Origin of the sequence: Streptomyces sp. NBC_00122 (assembly GCF_045160845.1) — a bacterium.
Lineage (GTDB): Bacteria > Actinomycetota > Actinomycetes > Streptomycetales > Streptomycetaceae > Streptomyces.
In genome coordinates, this window is record NZ_CP108191.1 from 1,639,646 (window position 1) to 1,663,483 (window position 23,838).

Sequence of the window (23,838 nt, forward strand, 5' to 3'; positions counted from 1 at the left end):
CTCCCATGTGTCCTCATCCCACCCGTCGAGCCGTGCTCGGCGCGTCCGCCGCCGCTGTCGCCGCCGCCGGTTCGGGGCTGCTCGCCGGCTGTGCGGGCTCCTCCGGACGGGGCCCGCGCCCCGGCACCGGTGTCGGCACCGGCCATGCGGCCGCGCACCACGGCGGCTCCGCCGCCGACGGGCCGACGGGGTACGTGGATCCGGCCGGGCCCGAGGTCAAGGCCGCCGAGGCCGCCCGCAAGGCCGCTGGGCCGGTCACCGAGGTCAAGCTCACGGCCGCCGCCACCACGCTCGACCTCGGCGGCGGCCGCACCGTCCGCTCCTGGGCGTACGGGGACCGGCTCCCGGGCAAGGAGGTGCGGGTCACCGCCGGCGGCACCCTCGCCCTCACCCTGGCCAACAACCTCCCCGAGGCCACCTCCATGCACTGGCACGGCCTCTCGCTGCGCAACGACATGGACGGCGTCCCCGGGCTGACCCAGCGGGACATCGCCGCGGGCGGCTCGTTCGCGTACCGGTTCGCGGTCACGCACCCGGGGACGTACTGGTTCCATCCGCACACCGGTGTGCAGCAGGACCGCGGGCTGTACGCCCCGCTCATCGTCGAGGACCCGAAGGAGCCCCTCTCGTACGACAAGGAGTGGGTGGTGGTGCTGGACGACTGGATCGACGGGGTGGGCGGCGCCACCCCGGACGCCGTCCTCGCCGAGCTCCGCAAGCGCCGGCCCGAAGGCCATGCCCACGGCAAGGCCCGCACCCCGGGCACGCCCGCCGGTCCCTCCGCCTCCGCCGGTCCCTCCGCCCCCGCCACCCCGGCGGCCAAACCGGGTGCCACCGGCGTGCCCTCGCACCTGCTGGTGGGCGCCGACAGCGACATCCTCGGCGAGGAAGCGGGCGACGTCGCCTACCCGTACTACCTGGTCAACGGCAGGGTCGCGGACGACCCGTCGGTCTTCACCGCCCGCCCCGGCGACCGGATCCGGCTGCGCATCATCAACGCCGGCGGGGACACCGCCTTCCGCCTGGCCCTCGGCGGCCACGAACTGACGGTCACCCACACGGACGGCTTCCCGGTCGAACACGCGACGACGGGCTCGCTGCTGCTGGCCATGGGCGAGCGGTACGACGTCCTGGTCACCGCCGGGGACGGGGTGTTCCCGCTCACCGCGCTGGCCGAGGGAAAGGGGAAGTCGGCGCTCGCGGTACTGCGCACCGGCAGCGGTACGGCGCCCACCGCCGGGACCCGGCCGACCGAGCTGGACGGGCCCCCGCTGATGGCGGACGCGCTCAAGCCCGCCGAATCGGCCGCACTGGCACCGCGCGAGCCGGACCGCACGGTCCAGCTCAGACTGACCGGCTCCATGAGCCGGTACAACTGGGCCTTCGACGGCGCTCCCTACACACCCGACCAGCGGCACCCGGTGAAGGCGGGCGAGCGGGTCCGGCTGGAGTTCAGGAACGCGACGCCGATGTGGCACCCGCTGCACCTGCACGGGCACACCTTCGCCCTCGGCGGCGGGGCCGGCGGGGCCCGCAAGGACACCTCGATCCTGCTGCCCGGCGGGACGCTGACGGCCGATTTCGACGCGGACAATCCCGGCCTGTGGATGACGCACTGCCACAACGTCTACCACTCGGAATCCGGGATGATGACGGTGCTCGGCTACCAGCTCTAGGCCCGGAGAGGCCCGGACAGGCCCGGAAACAGGCCGGAGCCAGGACATCGCGTCAGAAAGACGATTAGACTGGGCCCGTGCCTCAACTTCGTCTCGCTCTGAATCAGATCGACTCGCACGTCGGCAACATCGCCGCCAACGCCGACTCGGTCGTCCACTGGACCCGGCACTCCGCCGAGCAGGGCGCCCACCTGGTGGCGTTCCCGGAGATGGTGCTGACCGGGTACCCCGTCGAGGACCTCGCCCTGCGCGGTTCCTTCGTCGAGGCCTCCCGCACCGCGCTGCGCGAGCTCGCGGAGCGGCTGGCGGCCGAGGGCTTCGGCGAGCTGCCGGTCGTCGTCGGCTACCTCGACCGCACCGAGAAGGCGGCGCCCCGGCTCGGCCGTCCGGCCGGCTCCCCGGAGAACGCGGCCGCCGTGCTGCACCGCGGCGAGGTCGTGCTGCGCTTCGCCAAGCACCACCTCCCCAACTACGGCGTGTTCGACGAGTTCCGGTACTTCGTGCCGGGCGGCACCCAGCCGGTGATCCGGGTGCGCGGCGTCGACGTGGCCCTGGCCATCTGCGAGGACCTCTGGCAGGAGGGCGGCCGGGTCCCGGCCACCCGCTCCGCCGGGGCCGGGCTGCTGATCTCGATCAACGCCTCCCCGTACGAGCGCAACAAGGACGACCTGCGCCTGGAACTCGTCCGGAAGCGGGCCCAGGAGGCCGGCTGCACCCTCGCCTACCTGGCCATGATCGGGGGCCAGGACGAGCTGGTCTTCGACGGCGACTCGATCGTCGTCGACGCCGACGGCGAGGTCATCGCCCGCGCCCCGCAGTTCTCCGAGGGCTGCGTGCTCGTGGACCTCGACCTGCCGGCCGCGCGGGCCGACGCCCCCGAGGGCGTGGTGGACGACGGGCTGCGCATCGACCGCGTGATCCTCTCCGAGGATCCCGTGGAGCCGTACGACGCGGTCGTCACGGGCGGCTACGCCGACCGCCTCGACGACGACGAGGAGATCTACGACGCGCTGGTCGTGGGCCTGCGTGCGTACGTCAAGAAGAACGGATTCCGCTCCGTCCTGATCGGGCTCTCCGGCGGCATCGACTCCGCGCTGGTCGCCGCGATCGCCTGCGACGCGATCGGCGCGCAGAACGTGTACGGCATCTCGATGCCCTCGAAGTACTCCTCGGACCACTCCAAGGGCGACGCGGCCGAACTCGCCGAGCGGACCGGCCTGAACTTCCGGACCGTGCCGATCGAGCCGATGTTCGACGCGTACATGGGATCGCTGGGCCTCACCGGCCTCGCCGAGGAGAACCTCCAGTCCCGGCTGCGCGGCACCATGCTGATGGCGGTCTCCAACCAGGAGGGCCACATCGTGCTGGCCCCGGGGAACAAGTCGGAGCTGGCCGTCGGCTACTCCACGCTGTACGGCGACTCGGTGGGCGCCTACGGCCCGATCAAGGACGTCTACAAGACGGACGTCTTCCGCCTCGCCCAGTACCGCAACCGGTCCGCGGCCGAGCGCGGCGAGATCCCGCCGATCCCGGAGAACTCGATCGTGAAGCCGCCGAGCGCCGAGCTGCGCCCCGGCCAGGTGGACACGGACTCGCTGCCGGACTACCCGGTGCTCGACGCGATCCTCGCGCTGTACGTGGACCGCGACCAGGGCATGGAGGAGATCGTCCTGGCCGGCTTCGACCGCGAGCTGGTGGCCAGGACCCTGCGGATGGTGGACACGGCGGAGTACAAGCGCCGCCAGTACCCGCCGGGCACGAAGATCTCCGCGAAGGGCTTCGGCAAGGACCGCCGGCTGCCCATCACGAACGGCTGGCGCGAGCAGGCGTAACGCGTCGGTGCGGAGGTCGGGCCGGGGCCTGGGCCTGAGCCGGGGCCCTGGCCCGACCTCGTACGAGACCTGCGTGAGCTACGGCTTGACCGTGACCCGGGCCGCGATCGGGAGGTGGTCGCTGCTCGTCCGCGGGAGGGTCCAGGAGGCCTCCGGGCTGATCCCGCGGACCATGATCTGGTCGATCCGGGCCATCGGGAACTGGGCCGGCCAGCTGAAGCCGAACCCGTCGCCCGCCGCGCCCTGCGTGGAGCGCATCTGCGAGGTCACCTCGGACAGGGCGCGGTCGTTCATGGTGCCGTTGAGGTCGCCGAGCAGGATGACCTTCTTCAGCGGTTCGCCGGCGAGGGCGGCGCCCAGCGCGTCGGCGCTGTTGTCGCGCTGGTTGGCGGTGAAACCGGCGTTCAGCTTGACCCGGACCGAGGGAAGGTGGGCGACGTACGCGGCGACCTGCCCGTACGGGGTGTCCACCGTGGCGCGCATGGCCCGGGTCCAGCCCAGCCTGATGTCGACCGGCCGGCTCGCGCTCAGCGGGAACTTGCTCCACACGCCGACCGTGCCCTCGACCGAGTGGTACTTGTACGTGCCCGCCAGGGCCTTCTCGTAGACGGGGACGGCGTCCCCCTTGAGTTCGGTCAGGGCCAGCACGTCGGCCCCGGACTTCGCCACGGACTCGGCGGTCAGGCGCGGGTCGGGGTTGTCGGCGTCCACGTTGTGGGTGGCGACCACGAGGTTGCCGCCGGAGCCGGATTTGTCGGTGACCAGGCCGCCGAACAGGTTCACCCAGACCCCGGCCGTCAGCAGTATCGCGATGAGCGCGGTCGCGGAGCGGCGGTACACGGCGGCGCCCAGCAGGACCGGGACGGCCACCCCCAGCCAGGGCAGGAAGGTCTCTGTGAGGCTGCCGAGGTTGCCCACGTCGTTGGGCAGCTCCGCGTGGAAGATCATGACGAGCGAGATGAGCACGGCGATCCCGGTCAGTACCAGCCCGCGCCGCCAGATGCCCCGGTCTCCTCGCAGTTCGGCCAGCCGGCGCCGGAAGCGGGATGCGGAGGGCTCGGGCTCCGAGCCGCCGTTCCCCTTTTCCGTCATGTACGCCTGTGCCATGCCCCTGCCCTCACTGCCGTGCTCGCGCTCCGTCGCCGCCCCTTGACCCTAGGCGATGTCCGAAGCCTTACGTGTCCTGCGTCACCGACCGTCTCCTGTCACGGTCGTACGTCCGGGAGGACGAACGACCGTACGCCACGGGTTCCGCTTGTCACGAAACGCGCACATTCGGCCGCACGCGTCGGGCGTGCTGCCCCCGCCACTTCCGTCGCGGGCCACGTGGATGCCACCATGGTGAGTGAGTCCGGGGACGCCGTGAGGGCGCCTCGAGATGACACAAGGAGCAGTTGCAATGACGCATGCCGTTTCGCCTGCCCGCGAACCCGCTTCGACGACCTCCCCCACCCTGTACGGAGGCACGGGCACCCGGCGCATCACCGTCCGCGACCTGACCCTCGCCAAGGAACGCGGCGAGAAGTGGCCCATGCTCACCGCCTACGACGCGATGACCGCGTCCGTCTTCGACGAGGCCGGCATCCCGGTCATCCTCGTCGGCGACTCGATGGGCAACTGTCACCTCGGCTACGACAGCACCGTCCCCGTGACGATGGACCAGATGACCATGCTGTCGGCGGCCGTCGTACGCGGCACCAGCCGCGCGCTCGTCATCGGCGACATGCCGTTCGGGTCGTACCAGGAAGGCGCCGTGCAGGCCCTGCGCAGCGCCACCCGCCTCGTCAAGGAAGCCGGCGTGGGAGCGGTGAAGCTGGAAGGCGGCGAGCGCTCGCTGCACCAGACCGAGCTGATCGTCCAGTCCGGCATCCCGGTCATGTCCCACCTGGGCCTGACCCCGCAGTCCGTCAACGCCATGGGCTACCGGGTGCAGGGCCGCGGCGACGAGGCCGCGCACCAGCTGCTCCGCGATGCCAAGGCCGCGCAGGACGCCGGCGCCTTCGCGGTGGTCCTGGAGCTGGTCCCGGCCGAGCTGGCCGCCGAGGTCACCCGGTCCCTGCACATCCCGACGGTCGGCATCGGCGCGGGCGCGGAGTGCGACGCGCAGGTGCTGGTGTGGACCGACATGATGGGACTGACCGGCGGCAAGATGCCGAAGTTCGTGAAGCAGTACGCGAACCTGCGCCAGACCATGAACGACGCGGCGAAGGCCTTCGCCGAGGACGTGGTCGGCGGAACCTTCCCGCAGCCGGAGCACGCGTTCCACTGAGGCCACCGGCACGTAGCTGACCAGTAGTTCCTGCAGCTAGTTCCGACAGCCCGCCGACACGATGTCGGCGGGCTGCCGGCTGCCTGTCGGTCGGCTGTCGGTGGTTTGTCAGTGGCGGCTGGTCCCATGGTGGACATGACGCGAAACGACAAGAACCCCCACGCCGTGGAAGTACGGGGGCTGGTCAAGCACTACGGCGAGACCAAGGCCCTCGACGGTGTCGACCTGGACGTCCGCGAGGGCACCGTCCTCGGGGTCCTCGGGCCCAACGGCGCCGGCAAGACCACCCTGGTGCGCTGCCTTTCCACCCTGATCGTCCCGGACTCCGGAACCGCGGTCGTCGCGGGCTACGACGTGGTCCGCCAGCCGCGGCAGCTGCGCCGGACCATAGGACTGACCGGCCAGTACGCCTCGGTCGACGAGAAGCTCTCCGGCTGGGAGAACCTCTACATGATCGGGCGGCTGCTCGACCTGTCCCGCAAGGACGCCCGTCGCCGCGCCGACGAGATGCTTGAGCGGTTCTCCCTGACCGAGGCGGCCAAGAAAGCCGCCATGAACTACTCCGGCGGCATGCGGCGCCGGCTCGACCTCGCCGCCTCGCTGATCGGCAACCCGGCCGTGCTCTACCTGGACGAGCCGACGACCGGCCTGGACCCCCGTACCCGCAACGAGGTGTGGGACGAGGTCCAGCGGCTGGTCGCCGAGGGAGCCACCGTCCTGCTTACCACCCAGTACATGGAGGAGGCCGAGCAGCTCGCCAACGAGCTGACGGTCATCGACCGCGGCAAGGTCATCGCCAACGGCAAGGTCGACGAGCTGAAGGCCCGCGTGGGCGGCCGCACCCTGAAGATCCGCCCCATGGACCCCTCGGACCTGCCGGGCATGGCCCGTGCGCTGTCGGAGGCCGGGCTGGACGGCGTGGCCGGCTCCCAGGCCGTGCCCGACGAGGGTGTGCTGCTGGTCCCGATCCTGACCGACGAACAGCTGACCGCCGTGGTCGGCCTGCTGGCCGCGCGCGGGTACGCCATCGCCGATCTCGGCACCTACCTGCCCAGCCTCGACGAGGTGTTCCTGGCCATCACCGGCCAGAAGCCGACCGTCGCCGAGGACTCCGTCCCCACCGAGAAGACCGAGGAGGTCGCGGCATGAGCACCGTAACCACGACGAAGCCCACTCCCACTCCCGCCACCTCCGCCACGGCCTCGGCGGCGGCGCACCACGGCGAGGGCCGGATCGGCCTGCGGGGCAACCTGCGGCACATCGGCGCGCTGGTGCGCCGCAACGCCCTGCAGATCAAGGCGGACCCGGAGTCGATGTTCGACGCCGTGCTCATGCCGATCATCTTCACCCTGCTCTTCGTGTTCGTCTTCGGCGGTGCGATCTCCGGCAAGGGCAACCAGGAGGCGTACGTCAACTACGTCATCCCGGGTCTGATGGCCATGATGGGCATGAACATCTCCATGGCGGTCGGCACCGGCGTCAACGACGACTTCAAGAAGGGGATCATGGACCGCTTCCGGTCCATGCCGATCGCCCGGTCCTCCGTGCTCCTCGCGAAGATCGTCGTCGAGGTCGGCCGGATGCTGGTCGCCATCGCGATCCTGCTCACCGTGGGCTTCATCCTGGGCCTGTCGATCAAGACCTCCGTGCTGGACCTGTTCTACGCCATCGGCCTGTCGGCCGTCTTCGGCGCCTCGCTGATGTGGATCTTCATCCTGCTCGGTCTCACCATGAAGACCGCGCAGGCCGTCCAGGGCATGGCGATGCTGGTCCTGATGCCGCTGCAGTTCGGCAGCTCGATCTTCGCCCCGCCGACCACCATGCCGGACTGGCTGCAGTCCTTCACGGACTACAACCCGCTGTCCAACCTCGCCGACGCGGCGCGCGCCCTGATCAACGGGACGCCCATCGGCAACTCCGTGTGGATGACCCTGGGCTGGTCCCTCGCCATCACGGCGGTCACCATGCCGCTCGCGGTGCGCAAGTTCCGCCAGAAGACCTGACCCGCGGACCGATCCGTTCCGGATCGCGTCCCGGACGGACACCGGCCGGGGGCCGGGTCAGATGAGGGCGGTGGCCTCCTCCAGGGTGAAGCCACCGCCTTCGGCGTACGCGCTCTCGTAGGCGGCGTCACCCAGCGCCGCCCGTGCCAGCTCCTGCCCGCGGGCGAAGTCCTCACGTTCCGTCGTCACCGGGAAGTGCGCGGGCGGCAGCAGCGCGGCGTAGGCGCCCAGCAGCCGGGCCGCGTCGTACTCCCGGCGCGGGCCGCCGAGCGAGACCAGTGAGAAGGCCGCGGTCAGCAGGTAGACCGCCGGCATCTGCGGGGCCACCATGCGCGCCATCGGGTCGGTGGCCGTCTCCATGGCATGGCGCAGCCTGCCCAGGGCCTCCTCGTACAGCCCCTGCCGGTTGTCCAGCCAGGCCATCGTGCCGAGCAGGAAGCTGTCGAAGATGGCGAACGCTCCGAAGGCGAACTCGTCGCGCAGGGCCTGGAGCTGGGCGCGGGCCTCGGGGATCCGTCCCGTGCGGCCGAGGATGCCCGCGAGGAACATCCGGGCGGCGGGCATGGCCTCGTTGCCGTACCGCTGCGCCTCGGCGGTGATCTCGGTGAGGATCTGCTCGGCGTCCTCGATCCGGCCGTCCTCGGTCAGTGTCCCGGCCATCCGTACGCGCAGCACCGTCACCTGGGCCATGGCGCCGAGGCGTTCGGCGTAGGCGATCGCCTCGCGGTAGTCGCGGGCGGACAGGGCGTACTCACCGCGTTTCTCCCGGGCCTCGGCGCGGGCGGACAGCGCCTCGGCGCAGCCCCAGGCGTCGCCGAGTTCCCGGAAGAGGGCGAAGCTCTCGTCGGCGTCGCGGGTGGCGTCGCCCGCCCAGTCGGCCCTGTTGGCGAGGATGTTGGCGCGGAGCTGGAGGGCCGAGGCGAGCTCCCAGCGGTAGCCGAGGTCGCGGGCCGCGACGACGGTCTCGTCGACGGCCCGCTGGAGCAGGCCGGGGTCGCCCGCGATCATGACGGCGTAGATCCACAGCGCGCCCGGTGTCCGGCAGGTCTGCGGAAGGCCGGGCCGGTAGGTCGCGAGCACGGCGTCGACCCGGGCGCGGGCCTCCGGGCTGTTCCAGGTTTCGCTGGTCTGGTCCCGGGCGGCCAGCTGGAGCAGGTGGAGGGCGCGCCAGGCCTCGGTGAGCAGTTCGCCGCTGTAGGGCGGGGGCGTGTCGACGAGCCGCTCGTACACCGGCTCCGCGGGGACGACGGGCGGCGCGAAGGGGTCGGGGCCGAGCGTGATGGCCGCGTCGCACCAGTGCCGGGCCTCGGAGCGCAGGTCGTGCATGTGCCAGTACCAGCCCAGGGAGTGGGTGAGGCACAGCACTTCGCCGACGTCGCGGGCGGTGACGGCATGGCGCAGGGCCGTACGGAGGTTCTCGTACTCGGTGGCGAGCCGGTCGGCGGCCGCGCGCTGGCCGTGGCCGCGGAGCAGCGGCTCGGTGGTGCGGGCGAGTTCGCGGTAGTGGACGAGGTGGCGGCGTTCGGTGGCCTCCCGGTCGCCGTCGGCCTCGGCGAGGCGCTCGGCGGCGTACTCGCCGACCGTCTCCAGCAGGCGGTAGCGCATGCCGGAGCCGTCGGGGCCGGGGGCGGCCACGACGAGGGACTTGTCGACGAGGGAGCCGAGCGTGTCGGCGACGTCGAGGCCGCCTTCGGCGCACACCGTCTCGGCGGCGGCCAGGTCGCAGCCGCCCGCGAAGACGGACAGCCGGCGCAGGACGACGCGCTCGGGCGCGTCGAGCAGGTCCCAGGACCAGTCGACGACGGCCCGCAGGGTCTGCTGCCGGGGCAGCAGGGTGCGGCTGCCGCCGGTCAGGAGCCGGAAGCGGTCGTCGAGCCGGTCGGCGATCTGACGCGGGGTGAGCAGCCGCAGCCGGGCGGCGGCCAGCTCGATGGCCAGCGGCATTCCGTCCAGCCGGCGGCAGATCTCGGCGGCCGCGGCCGGGTCTTCGGTCACGGTGAAACCGGCGCGGGCCGCGGCGCCGCGGTCGTCGAGGAGCCGCAGCGCGACCGCGTCGGGCAGCGGCTCCACCGGGCGCAGCATCTCCCCCGGTACGCCGAGGGGCTCGCGGCTGGTGGCCATGATCCGGACGCCGGGGCAGTGGGTGAGGAGCCGTTCGGCGAGTTCGGCGGCGGCGCCGATGACGTGCTCGCAGTTGTCGAGCAGCAGCAGGAGCCTTCGGCGGGCGCAGTGTTCGGCCAGGCGGTCGAGGGGGTCGTCCCCGGCGCGGTCGGTGAGTACCCGCATCTCCTCGGCGGCGGCGCCGCGCAGCTTGGTCTCGCGCGCGCCGAGCGCGGCGAGCGCGGCCTCGGCCACGTCCTCGGGGTCGTCGACGGGGGCGAGCTCGACGAGCCACACCCCGTCGGGCCAGCCGTCCGCGTCCTGTGCCTCGGCGGCCTCCTGGGACAGCCGGGTCTTGCCGGCTCCGCCGGGTCCGAGCAGCGTGACGAGCCGGGCCCGGGCGAGGTCGGCGCCGATGGCGCGGATGTCGTCCTCGCGCCCGACGAAGGTGGTGAGCCGGGCCCGCAGGTTGCCCTGCCCGGGCTGGGCCGGAGCCGGCGACCGGGGCTGGACTCCCGGCCGGGAGACGGCGGGTTCGGGCGCGGCCGCGGGTACGGATTCGGCGTCGGGTGCGGGGTTCAGGAGCTCGGCGTGCAGGGCGCGCAGGGCCGGGCCCGGGTCCGTGCCCAGGCGGGCGGCGAGGTCCAGGCGGACGGTGTCGTACGCGGCCAGGGCCTCCGCCGGGCGGCCCGCGTCGCGCAGGGCCCGGATGCGCAGGGCCTGCAGGGGCTCGTCCAGCGGCTGTCGGGCGCACAGCGCGGTCAGCTCGGGCAGCGCCTGCTCCGCCCCGCCCAGGGCCAGGGCCGCGGCGAGCCGGCCCCGGCGCGCGTCGCCCCGTACGGCGTCCCAGCGCGCGGACTCCGCGGCCGGGTCGGGGAGGTCCGCCAGGGCCGGCCCGCGCCACAGGGCGAGGGCCTCGTCGTACAGGGCCGCGGCCTTGGCCGCCTCGCCCGCCTCCAGGGCCTCGCCCCCGGCGCGGGCCAGCCGCTCGAAGCGGTACAGGTCGATGTCCTCGCGGTCGGCGGCCAGCAGGTAGCCGCCCTCCGCGGAACGCACGGCCTCGCGCCCCAGCGCCCGCCGCAACCGCCCGACCAGCGCCTGCAGGGCGGCCACCGCGTCGGCCGGCGGATCGCCGTCCCACACCTCGTCGACCAGCAGGTGCGCCGGGACCGCCCGCCCGGGGCGCAGCGCGAGCCCGGTCAGCAGCGCCCGCAGGCGCGCTCCGCCGACGGCGACGGGGGTCCCGTCGTCACGTATGGCCTGGGTAGTGCCGAGAATCGCGTAACGCACCGGCCCATTGTCCCCGGATCCGTGCCCGGCCCCGACCCCATTTGTGTCAGGGCCCCGGGATAGGTTTCGCCGCATGGGTCATCAGGGCAGCCGCGACGAGCGGCGCATCAGTTCCGTATTCCTCGGCATCGCGGCCGTCATGGCGGTCACCGGCTGGGCCGTGTGGACGGGGTACTCGACGAGCACCGGGCTCGCCGTGTTCCTCTTCGTGACCTCCGCGTGGGTCGTCTCCCTGTGCCTGCACGAGTACGCGCACGCCCGGACCGCCCTGCACGGCGGCGACCTGACGGTGGGCGCCAAGGGCTATCTGACGCTGAATCCCCTGAAGTACACGCACGCGCTGCTCAGCATCGTCCTGCCGGTGATCTTCGTGATCCTCGGCGGGCTGGGCCTGCCCGGCGGCGCGGTGTACATCGAACTCGACCGCGTCCAGGGCCGCTGGAAGCACAGCCTGATCTCGGCGGCGGGCCCGCTGACCAATGTGGCCTTCGCCCTGGTGTGCACGGCCCCGTTCTGGCTGGACGCCCTTGACGGCGTCCCGCCGGCGTTCCGCTTCGCCCTCGCCTTCCTCGCCCTGCTCCAGGTCTCGGCGGCGATCCTGAACTTCCTGCCGGTGCCGGGCCTCGACGGCTACGGGGTGATCGAGCCGTGGCTGTCGTACCGGGTGCGCCGCGAGGCGGCGCCGCTGGCGCCGTTCGGCCTGATCGCGGTCTTCGCGCTGCTGTGGATCCCGGAGGTCAACACGTTCTTCTTCGACGCGGTGAGCGGTGTGCTGTCCGGGCTCGGCGTGTCGGACCTGGACACCTACTGCGGCCGCGACCTCTACCGCTTCTGGGTGGAGACCGACGGCTTCTGCCAGGTCCCGTCCTAGTTGGCGCCGCGCGCGGCGGCGGCCTTCTCGGCCTTCGCCTTGCGGATGTAGTACCAGGCCATGTTGGACGTGAGGCCGGCCAGCAGCACCCAGACGATCCCGATGAAGCTGCCCTCCACGAAGGCTACGACGGCCGCGGCCACCGCGAGAACGCAGACGACAACGGCGAAGACGGCAAGGCGGGGCATGGGAAGAGCTCCTCGGGAACACTGAACGGGGTCGAGCCCCTCCAGTGTCCCCCATGCCCCGCAGTGGTCCCGTAAGGACGGCCGGGCGTCCTCGCTCAGACGTCCGTGACGCGCAGGCCCGCGTGGGCCTTGTAGCGGCGGTTGGTCGAGATCAGGTTGGCCACCAGGGATTCGACCTGGTGGGCGTTGCGAAGGCGGCCCGCGAAGACGCCTCGCATGCCCGGGATGCGGGCGGCCAGGGCCTGGACGGTGTCCGTGTCCGCGCGGGACTCACCGAGGACCATCACGTCGGTGTCGATCTCGTCGATCGACTCGTCCTGGAGGAGGACCGCCGAGAGGTGGTGGAAGGCGGCCGTGACGCGGGAGTCCGGGAGCAGGGCCGCGGCCTGCTGGGCCGCGCTGCCCTCCTCGACCTGGAGGGCGTAGGCGCCCTGCTTGTCGAAGCCCAGCGGGTTGACGCAGTCCACCACGAGCTTGCCCGCGAGGTCCTCGCGCAGCGCTTCGAGGGTCTTGGCGTGGCCCTCCCACGGCACGGCGATGATCACGATGTCACTGCGCCGCGCGCACTCGGCGTTGTCCGCGCCCTCCACGCCGAGGCCCAGTTCCTCCGCGGCGGTGTGCGCGCGGTCGGCGGCGCGGGAGCCGATGATCACCTTCTGGCCGGCCCGGGCGAGCCGGTATGCCAGGCCGCGGCCCTGGTCGCCGGTGCCGCCGAGGACGCCGACGACGAGGCCGGAGACGTCCGGGAGGTCCCAGGGGTCCTTGGCCGGCGGCTTCTGCGTGCTGTCTGAGGAAGTCATGGGGGCGAGCGTACTGCCGAGTACCGCAGAGCCGAAGAGGAGGGAAGTGCTCCCGTTTGTCCCGTGCGTGGTGCAGGATGCCCGTCATGGATGCCGTGAGAGTCGCGCTGCTGCGCGAGGTCCTCGCCGGTACGCAGTGGCCGGGAGCGGCGCGCCGCTTCGCCGGCTCGCTGCGGCGCTCGGTCGAACCGGGCGGCGGGAGCCTGCTGCTGGTGGGGACCGAGCAGTACGAGCCCTGGCACCTGGCGGCGCACCTGGTGGACGAGGCCGCCTGGTCCGGGCTGCCGGAGCTGGCGCCCACCCTCGTACGCCACCGCGTGCTGCCCGGGGAGCCGCCGCACCTGTCGGTGGGCCTGAGCCGGCTGGAGGCGGCCCGGCGCGGGCACGCACTGCTGGTGGTGGCGCCGGAGAAGCCCGGCGAGGGGCTGCTGGAGCGGGTGCACGACGCCCGGCGCGCGGGGGCGACCGTACTGTCCCTGGACGGCGGGGACCCGGATCTGGGCACGCTCGCGCACGACACCCTCTCGGTGGCGGAGGGCTGCGCGGTGGGGGCGCCTCCCTGGGGGTCCCCCCGGATGGGGGCACCCCCAGCAGTAGCTGGGGGAGAGTCCGGGGGAGGTAGCTGGGGGATGGATCTGGACACCCTGCAGCACCTGGTCAGCGCGGCGGCCGGGGAGAACAGCCTGCCGGCGCGGCGCGGGCCGCGCCGCTTCCGGGACCGGCTGGCGCGGCTGGCCGATCAGCTGACCGCCCCGCCGCCCAGCCGCTGGTAGGAGCCTCAGGCCCGGCGGCCTGCCGCCCTACGCGGTCGTGCCCTCGTCGTCCTCGCGGGTCTTGTCGTTCCACTTGGGGTCCGTCTGCCATTCGAGGTTGCGTTCCTCGGCCGTCTGCATCGCGTGGGCCGCCTCCTCGGGGGTCCCGTACGGACCGAACCGGTCCTTGGCGGGGCACTCGGGGCCTTCCTCGACCTTCTTGTGGACCAGGCAGTAGTACCACTCGCCCGGTTTGCCCACCTGGCGCTTCTTGAACAGGGCCATCGCTGTCGGGCTCCTCTCGATACCGGTCTCTGCCGCCATGCTGCCCCATCCCGCCTGGATACACTCGCTTGCATGTCTGGCCAGTCGCTGCTCGTACCAGGCGAGCTTTCTCCCGTCCGTTCCGTTCCCGGAAACATCCGCCGGCCCGAGTACGTGGGCAAGCCCGCGCCCACTCCGTACACCGGACCGGAGGTGCAGTCGGCCGAGACCATCGAGGCCATGCGCATCGCCGGCCGGATCGCCGCCCAGGCGATGGAAGAGGCCGCCAAGCTGATCGCTCCGGGGGTGACCACCGACGAACTCGACCGGGTCGCCCACGCGTACATGTGCGACCACGGCGCCTACCCCTCGACGCTCGGCTACCGGGGCTTCCCGAAGTCGCTGTGCTCCTCGGTCAACGAGGTCATCTGCCACGGCATCCCCGACTCCACCGTCCTGCGCGACGGCGACATCGTGAACCTCGACGTCACCGCGTACATCGGCGGGGTGCACGGTGACAACAACGCCACCTACCTGTGCGGGGAGGTGGACGAGGAGTCGCGGCTGCTGGTGGAGCGCACCCGCGAGGCCCTGAACCGGGCCGTCAAGGCCGTCAAGCCGGGCCGCCAGATCAACATCATCGGCCGGGTCATCGAGTCGTACGCGAAGCGTTTCGGCTACGGCGTGGTCCGGGACTTCACCGGCCACGGCATCAACTCGTCCTTCCACTCCGGCCTGATCATCCCGCACTACGACAGCCCGCACGCCACCACCGTCATCGAACCCGGGATGACCTTCACCATCGAACCGATGCTGACCCTGGGCACCCACGAGTACGACATGTGGGCGGACGGCTGGACGGTCGTCACGAAGGACCGCAAGCGCACCGCGCAGTTCGAGCACACGCTGGTGGTCACCGACACCGGCGCGGAGATCCTCACCTTGCCGTAGGCACCTCGCTGCAGGCGCTCCGGCGCAGGTGACTTTTTACCGACAGGGCGTCGGGAACCCATTGACTTAGGCATACCTAAGTAGGAAGATCGGACGTGGCGGCCGTGCCGTCACGTCTTCTTCTCTTCCCTGGAGGTCCGTCTTGGACGCCTTCTCTACGGTCATCCGCGTCGCTTCGCACGAGCAGCACACCGAGGCCGAGACGTCGACCTTCATGAGCGACCTGCTGGGCGGGCGGCTCGGGGTGGACGCGTACACGCGCTACACCGAGCAGCTGTGGTTCGTGTACCGGGCCCTGGAGGACGCGGCCGACTCGCTCAAGGACGACCCGGTGGCCGGCCCGTTCATCCGGCCCGAGCTGATGCGCGTCGCAGAGATCGAGCGCGACCTCGCGCACCTGCTGGGGCCCGGCTGGCGCGGACGCGTGGCGGCGCTGCCCGCGACCGAGGCCTACGCCGCCCGGGTGACCCGGTGCGCGGCCGAGTGGCCGGGCGGTTACGTCGCCCACCACTACACCCGCTACCTCGGCGACCTCTCCGGCGGCCAGATCATCCGCGACAAGGCGGAGCGCACCTGGGGCTTCGAACGCAAGGGCGACGGCGTCCGCTTCTACGTCTTCGCGGACATCTCCAACCCGGCGGCCTTCAAGCGGACCTACCGCGAGCTGCTGGACGCGATCGCCGCGGACGACCTGGAGAAGCAGCGCATCATCGACGAGTGCAAGCGCGCCTTCGACTTCAACGGCGCGGTCTTCCGCGAGCTGGGCGAGCGCTTCCCGCTCTCCGCCTAAGCGACGCTTAGCCCCCGACGCCGACGCCGATGCCGCTTCCGCTGCGGCCACCGATGCCGCCCGGGGCGAAGCGGACGCGGCCGCCGATCTCGACCGTGCCGTCGGGGCCGGGGGCGGTGAGGATCTGGGAGCCGGCGCCCTGGGTGATGTTCAGGGCGCGGTTCAGCTGGGCCGTCAGCAGGATCGCCGCCGAGCCTGTGGCCTCGTCCTCGGCGATGACCCCGTCGGCGCGGCGCGGGAAGCCGCGGGCCCGGACCCGTCCCGCGGCCTCGTCCTCCCAGGCCCACGCGTACAGCCAGCCCTCGCCCGGCGGCGGCGCCGGCAGCGCCTCGACGTCGGCGGGGCTCGCGTACTGCTCGGTGCGCTTGCCCTCGACCCACTCGGGGCGGGCCGTGATCCAGGTGAACTCCCCGTCGTCACGCGCCCATACGGATCCGGCCGGCGGCTGGAGCTCCTCGATGTCCAGCAGCCACGCGACCCCGACCAGCGGATGTCCCGCGAAGGACATCCGCGTGCCGGGCGTGCGGATGTCGACGACCCCGCGCTCGGGGTCGTCGACGAACACCGTCTCGCTGTAGCCGAGTTCGGCGGCCAGCGCCTGCCGCGACGCGTCGTCGGGGCAGGTCCGGCCGTCGCGGACGACACCGAGCAGGTTGCCGTACCGGCCGTCACCCGCGCAGAAGACCATCAAGACGTCGAGATCGTTCACGCGGGCATTCAAACACGGCTCAGCGCAGGTCCGTACGCCGCCTGCGCGCGAGGTACACCGCGCCCGCGCCGGCCGCGACCGCCGCGCCGGAGGCGCCGAGCAGGGCCGTGGCCGGGATTTCCGCGCCGGTGGCGGCGAGGCTGCCGCCGACGGTGGCCGCGGTGAGGCCCGTGCCGCCGGTGCCGCCGGTACCGGTCACCGGGAGCGTGGCGTCCTTGTCCACGGCCACGGAGAGGGTCAGCGGGTCGATCGCGTCCCCCGCCTTGTACAGGGAGCCGGTGGTGTCGTTGGCGAAGGAGGCCGCGCCCTCGGCGGTAAAGGCCGCCGGTATCGAACGCAGCGCCAGCACACCGCCGTTGGTCCTGTAGTCGCTCTTCGACAGGTCGAGCGTGGCGAAGGGAACGGCCGCCTTGGTGCCGGCGGCGTTCTTGACGTCCGCGTACAGGATCCCGGTGCGGCCGGTGGCGGCCACGCGGACGTTGCCGAAGGTCATGTCGATGCCGTGGGCCGCGTACTGGAAGCGCAGGCTGCCCTCGAAGGAGGCGTTCAACGTCTGCTTCCCGGCGTCGAGCTCGCCCGTGCCGAAGGCGAAGTCGAAGAGCTCGCCGTTGCGGGCGGCTCCACCCGCCGGGGTGACCGAGCCCGCGCCCAGCACGTACCTGCGGAAGGACTCCTTCACTCCCCACGTCAGTTTGGCGCTGAGGATCTTCTGCGCGCCGTCGGCCGGGGCGGTGGGCTGCTTGGTGGGGGCCGTCCCGGTGGGCGCCGGAACGGGCTTCGTCGGTGCCGGGCCGGTCGGCGCGGGGCTGCTCGGCGACGGGGCGGGCTTCTCGAACTCCAGCTTCGCGGTGAGCGGGTCGCCCGCCTTGTTCTCGTACGAAGCCGAACCGAGCGCGTCCGCGGTCTCCTTGGTGAGCCTGGTCGCCAGCTTGTCCATCGACTGGCCGCCGAAGGCCACCGTGGCGAGCGGTACGTCCTCGGCCGTCGCGCCGCCCTTGATGACGTCCGCGGTGAGCTTCTTCGTGCCGGTGTCGATACGGAAGTCCGAGAGCTTGACCTCGAAGCCGTGGCCGGCGGGCGGGGCGGGCGAGGAGAAGGTGACGCTTCCCTTGAAGGCCGCCTTCACCACGTGGCCGGCGGCCGGTTCGTACTGACCGGTCGGCTCGCCGAACCGCAGGCTGCCGTCCTCGTTCTGCTTGGCGCCGTCCGCCACGGTGATGGAGCCCTTGGCCATGCCGGTCACGTAGGCGCGGTAACTGGCGAGCACCCCCCAGTCGAGGGTGCCGCCGACGATCTTCATCGGTGGGACGGCCGGTGCGGCAGTGGCCGGCACGGCCAGGGCGGTGGCGCCGAGAGCGGCGGCGGTGAGGACTGCGGCCGCGGCGGCGACCGGACGGCGGAGGGACGACATCGCTGAGAACTCCTGGGCAGAGGAAGGGGGAAGAAGGGAAGAGGGGAGGAAGGAAGGGACGGGAAGGGCAGCCGCGCCGCTACGGGGCTTCGGCCGACGCGCGGCGCCCCCGGACCACGAGGAAGGCCGCACCGCCGGCCAGGACCAGTACGGCCACGGCCAGCGAGACGTACAGCCCGGTGTGCGAGGACTCCGAGGCCGCCTGCTGGGCGAGCAGCGGCGCGGACGACGGCGGCGTGGGCGTGGCCGCGGAGCCCAGGTCCGGCAGGGCCGGGAGGTTCGCGGTGGGGTCGAGGGCGACGGCGAGCGAGACGGGGTCCATCCCGGTGCCCGCCTTGTACATCGAGCCGAAGGCCTGGGAGCCGCCCTCGGTGAGGGTGGCGGGGGCTTCGGCGAGGGTGGCGAGCCCGCCCTCGGTCTTCAGGGACGCGGCGTCGAACTCCACCAGCGCGACGGCGTTCTTCGTCCCGTCGCCGGTGGTGACGTCGGCGGACAGCACGCCCTTGCCGTTCTCCACCGTGACCGCCACCTTGCCGAGCTTCAGGTCCAGGTGGGCGCCGGTGAAGTGGACCGTGCCGGCGAAGGCCGCATCCAGGGTGCCCTTCGCGCCGTCGTACGTGCCCTTGCCCTGCGGGAAGCGGAAGAGCGCGCCGCCGTCCTGGGCGCCCTCGGCGAGGGTCCACGCGCCCTGGCCGACCGAGCCGGTGACGTACTCGCGGAAAGTACGGCGCACCCCCCAGTCGACGGCGGCGTCGGTGAAGGCGCCCGGCGCCCGCGGGGTCCCGGCGGCCGTGGTGTCCGGCTGCGCGGTCGGCTGCTGCCGCGAAGGATCCGCCGCCGGTGCGGCCTTGACGTCGGCGGACAGCGAGACCGGGTCGAGCTGCGCGCCCGCCGCGTAGTAGCCGGCGAAGGCCTGAGCGCCCTGCTCAGTGAGGGTGGCCGGGAGGTTGGTGAGGGTGAGCGGGCTCGCGCCGCCCTTCATGTCGACGCCGCCGAGGCCGAGGGTGGCGAAGGGCACCTGGGACCGGCTGCTGACCTCGCCGGTGTCCTTCGCCTTGCTGGAGACGTCCACGTACAGAGTGCCCTTGCCGGCGCTGATCCTGACGGTGGGCCGGCTCACCGTCATGTCCAGCTCGTGGACGCCGTCGGGCTTCTGGTGGCCCTGGAAGGTCACCCCGCCCGAGTAGGAGGCCTCGAAGGCGCCGGAGGCGGGGTCGTAAGAGCCGGTCGCCGAGTGGAAGCGGAAGAGGCTGCCGCCGACCGTGGCGGCGCCGCCCTTCAGCTTGAAACCGCCTTTCGCCACCGGGCCGGTGACGTAACTCTGGAAGGACGATTTGACGCCCCAGTCCAGTCGGCCGCCCTGCACGGTGCCCGCCCGGGCGGCGGTGGCCGGGAGCAGGGCGCCCAGCAGGGCCGCCAACAGGGCGACGGCGAACGCGCGGACGGGTCTTGCCGACATGAATGTCCCCTCCAGGGCTGGCGAAGTAAGGTTAGGCTAACCTAAGTTATTGCCGAGTGGGTGAGGAACCCCCCGGTCTCCGGAACCTCTCCGGAACCTCTCCGAAACCCCAGTCGGACGATCAGGACGGTGCCTTCGTGCCTACGCCCGCCGCGTCACACCGCTTTCCCCGTCTCGCTCCCGCCGTGGCAGCACTGGCCCTGGCACTCGCGCTGACGGGCTGCGGAGGTACGGCCACCACCCCGGGCCCATCCGCCCGGACCGCCGCCGCGGACCGGGTGGAACCGCTCGCCCCGGCGCCGCTGCCCGCACTGCCGGTGACCGTGCCCTCGGCGGACGGGACCCAGGTGAGCGTCACTTCGGCGGACCGGGTCGTCCCGCTGACCGGCAGCCTCAGCGAGATCGTCCACACGCTCGGCCTCGGCGGGCAGGTCGTGGCCCGGGACATCACCGCCACCTTCGAACAGGCCGCGCACCTGCCGGTGGTGACCCGCGGCCACGACGTCTCCGCCGAGAGCGTGCTCTCGCTGCGGCCGACGCTGGTGCTGGCGGAGACCACCAGCGGTCCCGCCGAGGCGGTTCAGCAGATCCGCGACGCGGGCATCCCGGTGCTGGTCGTGGCCCCGGCCAAGTCCCTGGACGACGTGCCGAAGCGGATCGCGGCGGTGGCCGCCGCGCTCGGCGTCGAGGAGGCCGGGGAACGCCTGAACCGGCGCACGGCCGACCGGATCGCCGCCGCCCGCAAGGACGTTCCGGCCGGCTCCGGGACAAAGCCCCGGGTGGCCTTCCTCTACCTGCGCGGCACCGCCTCCGTCTACCTGCTGGGCGGTTCAGACTCCGGGGCCGCCTCGCTGCTGGAGGCGGCGGGCGCGGTCGACACCGGCAAGGAGTCCGGGCTCGGCAAGGACTTCACCCCGATCACCAGTGAGGCCCTGGCGGGCGCCGCCCCCGACGCGATCCTGGTGATGTCCAAGGGCCTCGAATCGGTCGGCGGCGTCGACGGCCTGGTGAAGATCCCGGGCGTCACCCAGACCCCGGCCGGCATGGACCGCCGGGTGGTCACGATCGACGACGGCGTCCTGCTGGGCTACGGCCCGCGCACGGACCAGGTGCTCGCCTCCCTGGTCGCCCAGCTCTACGGCAAGGGCGCCTGAGATGCCGACAGCCACCCCCGGCGCCACGGCCGGCGCGACGACGGCCGATCCCGCCGCAGCCGAACGGCCCCGCCGCCGCACGGCGTTCGCGCTCACCGCCGCGCTGGTCGCCTGCCTCGTCCTCCTCGCCCTGCTCTCCGCGGGAGTCGGCGCCTACCGGATCCCGCTCGGGGACGTACTCACCTCCGTCCAGCACCGCGCGGGCCTCGGCGGGGCGCCGCTCGACCGGGTCGGGGAGAGCGTGCTGTGGAACGTACGGCTGCCCCGCGTCGTGCTCGCGCTGCTCGTCGGCGGCAGCCTCGGCTGCGCGGGCGCCCTCATGCAGGGCGTGTTCGGCAACCCGCTCGCCGAGCCCGGCGTCATCGGGATCTCGGCCGGCGCGGCCGTCGGCGCGGTCGCCGCCATCGGGCTCGGACTCAGCTTCCTCGGCGACTGGACGGTCACGGTCTGCGCGTTCGCCGCCGGCCTGATCACCGTCGGCTCCGTCTACTTCCTCTCCCGCGACGGCGGCCGGACCGAGGTCGTCACCCTCATCCTCACCGGCATCGCCGTCAACGCCTTCGCCGGCGCCCTCATCGGCCTGTTCGTCTTCCTCGCGGACAGCGGCCAGGTCAACCAGATCACCTTCTGGCAGCTCGGCTCCCTCGCCCAGGCCACCTGGCCCAAGGTGCTCGCCGTACTCCCCTGTGCCGCCGCGGGCCTGCTGATCGCCCCCTTCCACTCCCGCCGGCTCGACCTGCTCGCACTCGGCGAACGGCCCGCCCGCCACCTCGGGATCGACGTCGAACGGCTGCGCCTGGCCGTCATCCTGGTCGTGGCGCTGCTCACCGCCGCCGCGGTCGCCGTGGCCGGCGTCATCACCTTCGTCGGACTGCTCGTCCCGCACCTGCTGCGCATGGCGGGCGGCCCCGGCCACCGCTTCCTGGTGCCCGGCAGCGCCCTCGCCGGGGCCGTCGTCCTGGTCGCGGGCGATCTGGCCGCCCGTACCGTCGCCCAGCCCGCCGAACTGCCGCTCGGCGTACTGACCGCGCTGCTCGGCAGCCCGTTCTTCTTCTGGCTGCTGCGCCGCACCCGCCGCAGGCAAGGAGGCTGGGCATGACCGGCGCACCGACCGGGCTGCTCTCCCGCAGCAGGCGCACCGTCCCGGCCCGGCCCGCCCCCGGCGCGGCCTTCGCCGAAGCCGTGGGACTGCGGGTCCGGCTCGGGCCGCGCGAGGTCCTCGCCGGCATCGACCTGACCGCCCGGGCCGGGGAGGTACTGGCCCTGGTGGGCCCGAACGGCGCGGGCAAGTCCACCCTGTTGGCAGCCCTCGCCGCCGACCTCCCCGCCGCCTCCGGAGAGGTACGGGTCGACGGCCGCGCGGTGGGCGACTGGAGCGCCCCCGATCTGGCGCTGCGCCGCTCGGTACTCCCCCAGTCGACCGAACTGTCCTTCCCGTTTCCCGTGGAGGACGTCGTACGGATGGGGCGCGCGCCCTGGGCCGGCACCCCCCTCGCCGACGCGGACGAGGAAGCAGTGGCCGCCGCCATGGCCGCCACCGAGGTCACCGGCTTCGCGGCGCGCCCCTTCTCCGCCCTCTCCGGCGGCGAGCGGGCCCGGGTCGCACTGGCCCGCGTACTGGCCCAGCGGGCCCCGCTGCTGCTGCTCGACGAGCCGACCGCCGCGCTCGACCTGCGCCACCAGGAACTCGTGCTGCGGATCTGCCGGGAGCGGGCCGCCGCCGGGGACGCGGTGGTGGTCGTCCTGCACGACCTGGGGCTGGCCGCCGCCTACGCGGACCGAGCCGCCGTCCTGCACGACGGGCGGATCGCCGCGGACGGACCGCCGGCCGGGGTGTTCGAGGACGGACTGCTCAGCCGCGTCTACCGGCAGCCGGTGGAAGTCATTCCGCATCCGCGCACCGGGACCCCGCTGGTGGTGCCCGTACGCGAGGTGGCGCGACGTTCGGCAGTACGGAACGGTCGCCCCGACTTGACTTGCGCTTGACCCGGCCTTGGGGCTGTCGTGAATCGTCCGTGACGGCCCCGTGTCCGCCGCCGGAAGGTGAGAGCTGAATCACTGCACGAGTGGGTATGGGTCAGGTAAGCCTCGGTTAAGTTAGGTCCGCCTCACTGGCCTCTCCCCCTTGGGACGGCCCACACGTCCGACGCCCAGGAGCCCCCTATGCGCCCCGCCCGCCTCACCGTCATCGCCGCCGCTTCCGTGGCAGCAGCCTTGACCGCCGTCACCGGCTGCTCCCAGAAGAGCGACGCGGGCGGCGACGGCGCGATCAAGGTGGCCGCCTCCGACAGCGCCTGCGAGGTGTCGAAGACGGAGTTCCCGGCGGGCAAGGTCCAGATCGACATCGAGAACAAGGGCTCCAAGGTCACCGAGGTCTACGTCCTCTTCCCGGACGCCCGCATCGTGACCGAGCGCGAGAACATCGGCCCCGGCACCAAGGCCTCCATCACCGCCGAGATCAAGGCGGGCGAGTACGAGGTCGTCTGCAAGCCCGGTATGAAGGGCGACGGCATCACCCAGAAGGTCAAGGCCACCGGCAAGGGCGCCGCCGCGGAGAAGCGCAGCCCCGAGGCCGACGCCGCGGTCGCCGCCTACCGCGCCTACGTGGTCGCGCAGGCCGAGGAGACCCTCCCCAAGGCGCAGGCCTTCGCGGACGCGGTCAAGGCCGGCGACCTCGAGGCCGCGAAGAAGGCGTACGCGCCCTCCCGCATCGGCTGGGAGCGCACCGAGCCGGTCGCCGAGTCCTTCGGTGACATCGACCCGAAGGTCGATGTCCGCGAGGACGGCCTGGAGGCCGGCCAGGACCCCGCGAAGGACTGGACGGGCTGGCACCGCCTGGAGAAGTCCCTGTGGGCCGACAACAAGATCGACGACGGTGACAAGAAGCTCGCCGACACCCTGATCACGGACCTGACCGACTGGCAGAAGAAGGTCGGCCAGGCGGAGATCACCCCCTCCTCGATCGCCAACGGCGCCAAGGAGCTCCTCGACGAGGTCGCCAGCGGCAAGGTCACGGGCGAGGAGGAGCGCTACTCCCACACCGACCTGGTCGACTTCAAGGCCAACGTCGAGGGCGCGGAGAAGGCGTACGCGGTCCTGAAGGCGATCGCCGCGAAGAACGACCCGGAGCTCGTCAAGCAGCTGGACACCCAGTTCGCCGCGATGAACACGCTGCTGGACAAGTACCGCGCCGACAAGGCCTCCTACGACTTCACCGCGTACGACAAGGTCACCGAGGCGGAGCGCAAGGAGCTCTCGGACGGCGTCAGCGCCCTCGGCGAGCCGCTCTCCAAGCTCGCCGCAGCGGTCACGAAGTAAC

Annotated in this window: 21 protein-coding genes; 13 read left to right on the plus strand and 8 right to left on the minus strand. The window is 72.5% G+C overall.

The features are described 5' to 3' along the window. Window positions 1–5 precede the first annotated feature (5 nt). A complete protein-coding gene (locus OG737_RS07730) occupies window positions 6–1,676 on the plus strand; it encodes a multicopper oxidase family protein (protein ID WP_405921334.1) in 1,671 nt (556 codons plus the stop codon). A gap of 77 nt (window positions 1,677–1,753) precedes the next feature. Beyond that, entirely contained in the window at window positions 1,754–3,508 is a 1,755-nt protein-coding gene (locus OG737_RS07735; protein WP_328925395.1) for an NAD+ synthase, read from the plus strand. 78 nt (window positions 3,509–3,586) lie between these two features. Here the strand turns inward: OG737_RS07735 and OG737_RS07740 are convergent, their stop codons facing one another. Continuing rightward, entirely contained in the window at window positions 3,587–4,615 is a 1,029-nt protein-coding gene (locus OG737_RS07740; protein ID WP_405921335.1) for an endonuclease/exonuclease/phosphatase family protein, read from the minus strand. A gap of 292 nt (window positions 4,616–4,907) precedes the next feature. Between OG737_RS07740 and panB the strand changes: the two genes are divergently transcribed. The 3 genes from panB (at window position 4,908) to OG737_RS07755 (ending at window position 7,780) form a co-directional block, all read left to right on the plus strand. After that, complete coding sequence (gene panB, locus OG737_RS07745; protein ID WP_405921336.1) at window positions 4,908–5,777, plus strand: 3-methyl-2-oxobutanoate hydroxymethyltransferase; 870 nt, start codon at window positions 4,908–4,910, stop codon at window positions 5,775–5,777. A gap of 126 nt (window positions 5,778–5,903) precedes the next feature. Then, the gene (locus OG737_RS07750; protein ID WP_328925398.1) at window positions 5,904–6,926 is read left to right on the plus strand and encodes an ATP-binding cassette domain-containing protein; all 1,023 of its coding nucleotides are present in this window, start codon (window positions 5,904–5,906) and stop codon (window positions 6,924–6,926) included. Further along, the gene (locus OG737_RS07755) at window positions 6,923–7,780 is read left to right on the plus strand and encodes an ABC transporter permease (protein ID WP_405921337.1); all 858 of its coding nucleotides are present in this window, start codon (window positions 6,923–6,925) and stop codon (window positions 7,778–7,780) included. Before OG737_RS07750 ends, OG737_RS07755 begins: the two co-directional genes overlap by 4 nt. Window positions 7,781–7,837: 57 nt before the next feature. Here the strand turns inward: OG737_RS07755 and OG737_RS07760 are convergent, their stop codons facing one another. After that, window positions 7,838–11,170 (minus strand): AfsR/SARP family transcriptional regulator, encoded by a 3,333-nt coding sequence (locus OG737_RS07760; protein WP_405921338.1) that lies wholly within the window; start codon window positions 11,168–11,170, stop codon window positions 7,838–7,840. Window positions 11,171–11,243: 73 nt separating this feature from the next. On the opposite strand from OG737_RS07760, the gene OG737_RS07765 reads away from it, so the two are divergent. Further along, complete coding sequence (locus OG737_RS07765) at window positions 11,244–12,041, plus strand: site-2 protease family protein (RefSeq protein WP_328925401.1); 798 nt, start codon at window positions 11,244–11,246, stop codon at window positions 12,039–12,041. Here the strand turns inward: OG737_RS07765 and OG737_RS07770 are convergent. Both OG737_RS07770 and npdG read right to left on the minus strand, forming a co-directional pair. Further along, window positions 12,038–12,229 (minus strand): hypothetical protein, encoded by a 192-nt coding sequence (locus tag OG737_RS07770; protein ID WP_328925402.1) that lies wholly within the window; start codon window positions 12,227–12,229, stop codon window positions 12,038–12,040. The genes OG737_RS07765 and OG737_RS07770 overlap by 4 nt on opposite strands. 95 nt (window positions 12,230–12,324) lie before the next feature. Continuing rightward, window positions 12,325–13,029 carry an NADPH-dependent F420 reductase gene (gene npdG, locus OG737_RS07775; RefSeq protein WP_328925403.1) on the minus strand — a complete coding sequence of 235 codons (705 nt, stop codon included), beginning with the start codon at window positions 13,027–13,029 and terminating at the stop codon, window positions 12,325–12,327. 86 nt (window positions 13,030–13,115) lie between these two features. On the opposite strand from npdG, the gene OG737_RS07780 reads away from it, so the two are divergent. Beyond that, window positions 13,116–13,802, plus strand: a complete 687-nt coding sequence (locus OG737_RS07780; protein WP_328925404.1) for a hypothetical protein — start codon at window positions 13,116–13,118, stop codon at window positions 13,800–13,802. Window positions 13,803–13,829: 27 nt separating this feature from the next. Here the strand turns inward: OG737_RS07780 and OG737_RS07785 are convergent, their stop codons facing one another. Continuing rightward, a complete protein-coding gene (locus OG737_RS07785; protein ID WP_328925405.1) occupies window positions 13,830–14,066 on the minus strand; it encodes a hypothetical protein in 237 nt (78 codons plus the stop codon). 72 nt (window positions 14,067–14,138) lie between these two features. On the opposite strand from OG737_RS07785, the gene map reads away from it, so the two are divergent. Together map and OG737_RS07795 are read left to right on the plus strand one after the other, a co-directional pair. Next, on the plus strand, window positions 14,139–14,996 hold the full coding sequence (map, locus tag OG737_RS07790) for a type I methionyl aminopeptidase (RefSeq protein WP_328925406.1): 858 nt from the start codon (window positions 14,139–14,141) through the stop codon (window positions 14,994–14,996). A gap of 142 nt (window positions 14,997–15,138) precedes the next feature. Beyond that, window positions 15,139–15,786, plus strand: a complete 648-nt coding sequence (locus OG737_RS07795) for a biliverdin-producing heme oxygenase (RefSeq protein ID WP_328925407.1) — start codon at window positions 15,139–15,141, stop codon at window positions 15,784–15,786. Window positions 15,787–15,793: 7 nt separating this feature from the next. Here OG737_RS07795 and OG737_RS07800 read toward each other — a convergent pair whose 3' ends face one another. The 3 genes from OG737_RS07800 to OG737_RS07810 all read right to left on the minus strand — a co-directional run bounded on the left by OG737_RS07800 (window position 15,794) and on the right by OG737_RS07810 (window position 19,365). Continuing rightward, window positions 15,794–16,474, minus strand: a complete 681-nt coding sequence (locus OG737_RS07800; protein ID WP_328930252.1) for a PhzF family phenazine biosynthesis protein — start codon at window positions 16,472–16,474, stop codon at window positions 15,794–15,796. 40 nt (window positions 16,475–16,514) lie between these two features. Beyond that, a complete protein-coding gene (locus OG737_RS07805) occupies window positions 16,515–17,906 on the minus strand; it encodes an HtaA domain-containing protein (protein ID WP_405680009.1) in 1,392 nt (463 codons plus the stop codon). A 79-nt stretch (window positions 17,907–17,985) separates the two neighbouring features. Further along, window positions 17,986–19,365: an HtaA domain-containing protein gene (locus OG737_RS07810; protein ID WP_405680008.1), complete on the minus strand. Its 1,380-nt coding sequence runs from the start codon at window positions 19,363–19,365 to the stop codon at window positions 17,986–17,988. Window positions 19,366–19,502: 137 nt separating this feature from the next. On the opposite strand from OG737_RS07810, the gene OG737_RS07815 reads away from it, so the two are divergent. The 4 genes from OG737_RS07815 to efeO all read left to right on the plus strand — a co-directional run bounded on the left by OG737_RS07815 (window position 19,503) and on the right by efeO (window position 23,837). Further along, a complete protein-coding gene (locus OG737_RS07815; protein ID WP_328925410.1) occupies window positions 19,503–20,519 on the plus strand; it encodes an ABC transporter substrate-binding protein in 1,017 nt (338 codons plus the stop codon). A 1-nt stretch (window position 20,520) separates the two neighbouring features. Next, window positions 20,521–21,618 carry a FecCD family ABC transporter permease gene (locus OG737_RS07820; protein ID WP_405680007.1) on the plus strand — a complete coding sequence of 366 codons (1,098 nt, stop codon included), beginning with the start codon at window positions 20,521–20,523 and terminating at the stop codon, window positions 21,616–21,618. Further along, window positions 21,615–22,505, plus strand: a complete 891-nt coding sequence (locus OG737_RS07825; protein WP_328925412.1) for a heme ABC transporter ATP-binding protein — start codon at window positions 21,615–21,617, stop codon at window positions 22,503–22,505. The genes OG737_RS07820 and OG737_RS07825 overlap by 4 nt, the downstream gene beginning before the upstream one ends. Window positions 22,506–22,682: 177 nt before the next feature. Further along, entirely contained in the window at window positions 22,683–23,837 is a 1,155-nt protein-coding gene (gene efeO / locus OG737_RS07830; RefSeq protein ID WP_405680006.1) for an iron uptake system protein EfeO, read from the plus strand. Window position 23,838: the final 1 nt, after the last annotated feature.